This window comes from Silvania sp., from assembly GCF_051656365.1.
Classification (GTDB): Bacteria; Pseudomonadota; Gammaproteobacteria; order Enterobacterales; family Enterobacteriaceae; genus Enterobacter; species Enterobacter hatchlandensis.
On sequence record NZ_JBOGBT010000007.1, the window covers coordinates 1 to 4,633 of the forward strand.

General features: G+C 60.2%; 4 protein-coding genes. 3 read left to right on the forward strand and 1 reads right to left on the reverse strand.

The window, feature by feature from the left end:
- The coding region (locus tag ACRDD5_RS00845; RefSeq protein WP_438675606.1) for an isocitrate/isopropylmalate family dehydrogenase at positions 1–522 on the forward strand (522 nt) is incomplete at its 5' end.
- A 4-nt stretch (positions 523–526) separates the two neighbouring features.
- Complete coding sequence (locus tag ACRDD5_RS00850; protein WP_438675607.1) at positions 527–1,789, forward strand: glycerate kinase type-2 family protein; 1,263 nt, start codon at positions 527–529, stop codon at positions 1,787–1,789.
- 81 nt (positions 1,790–1,870) lie between these two features.
- Here ACRDD5_RS00850 and ACRDD5_RS00855 read toward each other — a convergent pair whose 3' ends face one another.
- Entirely contained in the window at positions 1,871–2,182 is a 312-nt protein-coding gene (locus tag ACRDD5_RS00855) for an ArsR/SmtB family transcription factor (RefSeq protein WP_271280621.1), read from the reverse strand.
- Between the two features lie 160 nt (positions 2,183–2,342).
- On the opposite strand from ACRDD5_RS00855, the gene fusA reads away from it, so the two are divergent.
- Entirely contained in the window at positions 2,343–4,445 is a 2,103-nt protein-coding gene (gene fusA / locus ACRDD5_RS00860) for an elongation factor G (protein WP_438675608.1), read from the forward strand.
- Positions 4,446–4,633: the final 188 nt, after the last annotated feature.

Below are 4,633 nucleotides of genomic sequence, written 5' to 3' on the forward strand. Positions count from 1 at the left end.
CTGTTGACCGTGGTGACCAAGTCCAACGCCCAGCGTCACGGAATGGTGATGTGGGATGAAATTGCCGCCGAAGTGGCGCGTGAATTCCCGGACGTGAGCTGGGATAAAATGCTGGTCGACGCGATGACCGTGCGCATGACCCTGCATCCGGAATCGCTGGACACCATTGTGGCCACCAACCTGCACGCCGATATCCTCTCGGATCTGGCCGGGGCGCTGGCGGGCAGCCTGGGCGTCGCGCCCACTGCCAATATCGATCCTGAGCGTCGGTTCCCGTCGATGTTTGAACCGATCCACGGCTCGGCATTTGATATCACCGGCAAAGGGATTGCTAACCCGGTCGCCAGCTTCTGGACGGCAGCGCAGATGCTGGAACATCTTGGCGAAGCAGAGGCCGCCACACGCCTGATGGTCGCCGTCGAACAGGTCTGCGCCCAGGGGATCATGACTCCGGACGTGGGCGGCACGGCCAACACCCGCGAGGTCACCCTGGCGGTGATCCGCGCCATCGCAGAAGGCTGACCCTATGGCACAACCCGACGACAGCGCCCTGCGAGGGGCGCTTACTGAAATCTTTATGGCGGCGGTAAAAAGCGCCGACCCACATGAGGCGCTGATCAAAGCCCTGCCCGAGAAACCGCGCGGACGCTGCATTGTGGTCGGAGCCGGGAAAGCCAGCGCGGCGATGGCTGCTGCGCTGGAGGCCGCCTGGCCGGAGGTGGATTTACAGGGCGTAGTGGTGACGCGCTACGGCCACGCGGTACCGACGCAAAAAATCCGCATTGTCGAAGCGGCGCATCCGGTGTCGGATGCGATGAGTGAGGTGGCGTCGATGCTGATGATGGAGCAGGTGAAGCACCTCAGCGCTGATGACTGCGTGATTGCGTTGATCTCCGGCGGCGGGTCGTCATTGCTGGCGCTGCCGCGCCAGGGCATCACCCTTGCCGACAAACAGGCGGTCAACAAAGCGCTGTTGAAGAGCGGGGCGACCATCCACGAGATGAATACCGTGCGCAAGCAGCTGTCGGATATCAAGGGCGGACGGCTGGCGCTGGCTGCTCGTCCCGCCCGGGTGATTACGCTGATCATCAGCGATGTGCCGGGTGACGATCCCCAGAGCATCGCCTCTGGCCCGACGGTGGCGGACAGCTCCACGGCGGAAGAGGCGCTGGAGATTGTCGCCCGCTATGGTCTGGATCTGCCGGAACACGTCCTGCGGGTGCTCAACACCCCGCGCGCCCCGGTGACGGCGGCGGAAATTCACGATGACATTCGCCTGATCGCCACGCCGTCTGGTGCGTTGGCCGCCGCTGCCGGGGTGGCGCAGCGCATGGGCTATACGCCATTGATTCTGGGCGATGCGCTGGAGGGTGAAAGCGCGCAACTGGGGGTGATGATGGCAGGGATAGCGAGATCGGTAAAACAGCATGGGCTGCCGGTGAAAGGCCCGGCGGTTTTGCTGAGCGGCGGCGAAACCACGGTAACGATTGGCGACTGCGGCTGTGGACGCGGCGGGCGCAACACCGAGTTTTTGCTGGCGCTGGCCTGTGCGCTAAAGGGGGAGGCGGGGATTTATGCCATCGCCGGAGACAGCGACGGCATTGACGGCACGGAGGATGCCGCAGGCGCAATCATCACCCCGGATACGCTGTCGAGAACCACACTGGATGCCAGAGGCATGCTGCGCGGGCACGACAGTTACAGCTATTTTTCGGCCACAGGGGATTTGGTGGTAACCGGGCCGACACTCACCAATGTGAATGATATCCGGGCGATATTGATTACCTGAGCCGGAAGTAAAAGCGAAACGGTAACCCGGGGGTTACCGTTTTAGTTTTTGCGCCCTCTATCAGGTGACAGGGTAAGGGCATTATGCCTCCTGACACATCACCCGCAGCAATGTCTCCAGCAGTCCAGGGAAGCGGGCATCCAGATCTTCTCTGCGTAACGAAATGATATTTTCCCGCCCCTGAGGGCGCTGCCAGATCACGCCGCTGTCGCGCAGCACGCGCCAGTGGTGGGTCATGGTCGATTTGGCGACTTCCTGCGGGCGCAGTGCGTTGCAGCTGAGTTCGCTGCCGTCGGCCAGTTGGCCGATGATCGCCAGCCGCAGCGGGTTACCGAGAGCCAGCAAAACGTTCTCCAGCGTGATTTGTTCAGTGTCGGGGTGGTTGGCAATCATACTCTTCCTGGTGCAGTGATAAGCCTTATCAATGTCATTGATAGTTCAGGCCTTAAAAAAATAGTTCGAATATACTCGTACAATAGGACTATTATAATCTACATATCAACACGCGGCTATCCTGGCCGCGAATTTTATGTCAACTGACTAAGGACGCATCATGCCCCGACCCATCCCCCTCGAACGTTATCGCAATATCGGTATCTCCGCGCATATCGATGCCGGTAAAACGACCACCACTGAGCGCATCCTGTTTTACACCGGGATGAGCCACAAGCTGGGTGAAGTCCACGATGGCGCGGCAACCACTGACTGGATGGCGCAGGAGCAAGAGCGCGGGATCACCATTACCTCTGCGGCGGTGAGCTGCTTCTGGCCCGGTATGGACCGCAGCTATGAGCCGCACCGGATCAACATTATCGACACTCCCGGGCACGTGGATTTCACCATCGAAGTGGAGCGCTCGATGCGCGTCCTCGACGGTGCGGTGATGGTCTATGACTCGGTGGGCGGCGTACAGCCTCAGTCAGAAACTGTCTGGCGGCAGGCCAATAAATACCGCGTGCCGCGCATTGCCTTCGTCAACAAGATGGACCGCCAGGGCGCCGATTTCTTCCGCGTGGTGCAGATGATGATCGACCGGCTGAAAGCCCACCCGGTACCGATTGTGATCCCCATCGGGGCAGAAGATCACTTCACCGGGGTGGTCGATTTGATCAAGATGCGCGCCATTATCTGGGATGACGCGACTCAAGGGATGACCTTCAGCTATGCGCCGGTCCCGGACGAATTGCGGGATACCGCGCAGCAATGGCGGGAAAAAATGGTCTCCGCAGCGGCGGAAGCCACCGACGCGCTGATGGACAAATATCTGGAAACGGGCGATCTGGATGAAGCCGAGATCGTCAGCGGCTTACGCAAACGCACCGTTGCGGGCGAAATCCAGCCGATGCTGTGCGGCAGCGCATTTAAAAACAAAGGCGTGCAGCGCATGCTTGATGCGGTGATTGAGCTGATGCCATCGCCCCTCGACGTGCCTGCCATTGACGGCGTGGATGAAAAAGGGGAACACGCCGAGCGTCACCCCAGCGATGACGAGCCGTTCTCGGCGCTGGCGTTCAAGCTGATGAGCGACCCTTACGTGGGCCAGTTGACCTTTATTCGCGTCTACTCCGGGGTGCTGAAAAAAGGCGATGCGGTGTACAACCCGGTGAAAGGCAAGAAAGAGCGCATCGGCCGCATTGTGCTGATGCACGCCAACGACCGGCATGACGTGGACGAGTTGCGGGCCGGGGATATCGCCGCCTGCGTGGGGCTGAAGGATGTCACCACCGGCGACACCCTGACCGACCCGAACGCGGTGATCACTCTCGAGCGGATGGAGTTTCCGGACCCGGTGATTTCGCTGGCGATTGAGCCAAAAACCAAGGCCGATCAGGAGAAAATGGGTATCGCGCTGCACCGTCTGGCGGCGGAAGATCCCTCGTTCCATCTGCATACTGACGAGGAGTCCGGCCAGACGATTATCTCCGGGATGGGTGAACTGCATCTTGAGATTATCGTCGACCGCATGAAGCGTGAGTTTGGCGTCGAGGCGAATATTGGCCGTCCGCAGGTGACGTATCGCGAAACCATCCGCAAAGCGGTGAGCGACATCGAAGGCAAATTTGTGCGCCAGTCCGGCGGGAAAGGGCAGTACGGACATGTGGTCCTGAGCCTGGAGCCGCAGGAGCCGGGCAGCGGGTTTGCTTTCGTTGATGCCACCAAAGGCGGCGTGGTGCCGCGTGAGTATATCCCGTCGGTGGAAAAAGGGCTGCGGGAAGCCATTAACAGCGGCGTGCTGGCGGGTTATCCGGTGGTGGATGTCAAAGCGACCCTGACCTTTGGGTCGTATCACGACGTCGACTCGTCAGAGCTGGCCTTCCGCATGGCGGCGATCTTTGGCTTTAAAGAGGGGGCACGCAAAGCAGACCCGGTGATCCTGGAGCCGATGATGCACGTCGAAGTCGAAACGCCGGAAGAGTACGCCGGGAACATCATGGGCGATCTCTCTTCCCGCCGCGGGCTGGTACAGGGTATGGATGAGCGGTTTGGCAGCCAGATTATCCGCGCTGACGTCCCGCTGGCCGAAATGTTCGGCTACGCCACCACGCTGCGATCGATGTCGCAGGGACGGGCCACCTATAGCATGGAGTTCCACCATTATGCGGAGGCACCGCGCAACGTGGCGGATGAGATCATCGCCGGACGCGAGAAAAAGTAAGCCATTGGAACTAACGTCAAAGTAAACCTCAAAGGCTAAAGTACAAAAGGGCGAGAGCAGCGTGCTGTCGCCCTTTTTCGTGTGGCATGCGCTCCGCGATTGGCCTGGAAGGTGAAGCCATGAAGTGTCTCATCTTTGCTCTCTTCGCACTCACGGCCCCCGTTTTGCTGCTGGGGTGCGTAGTCATG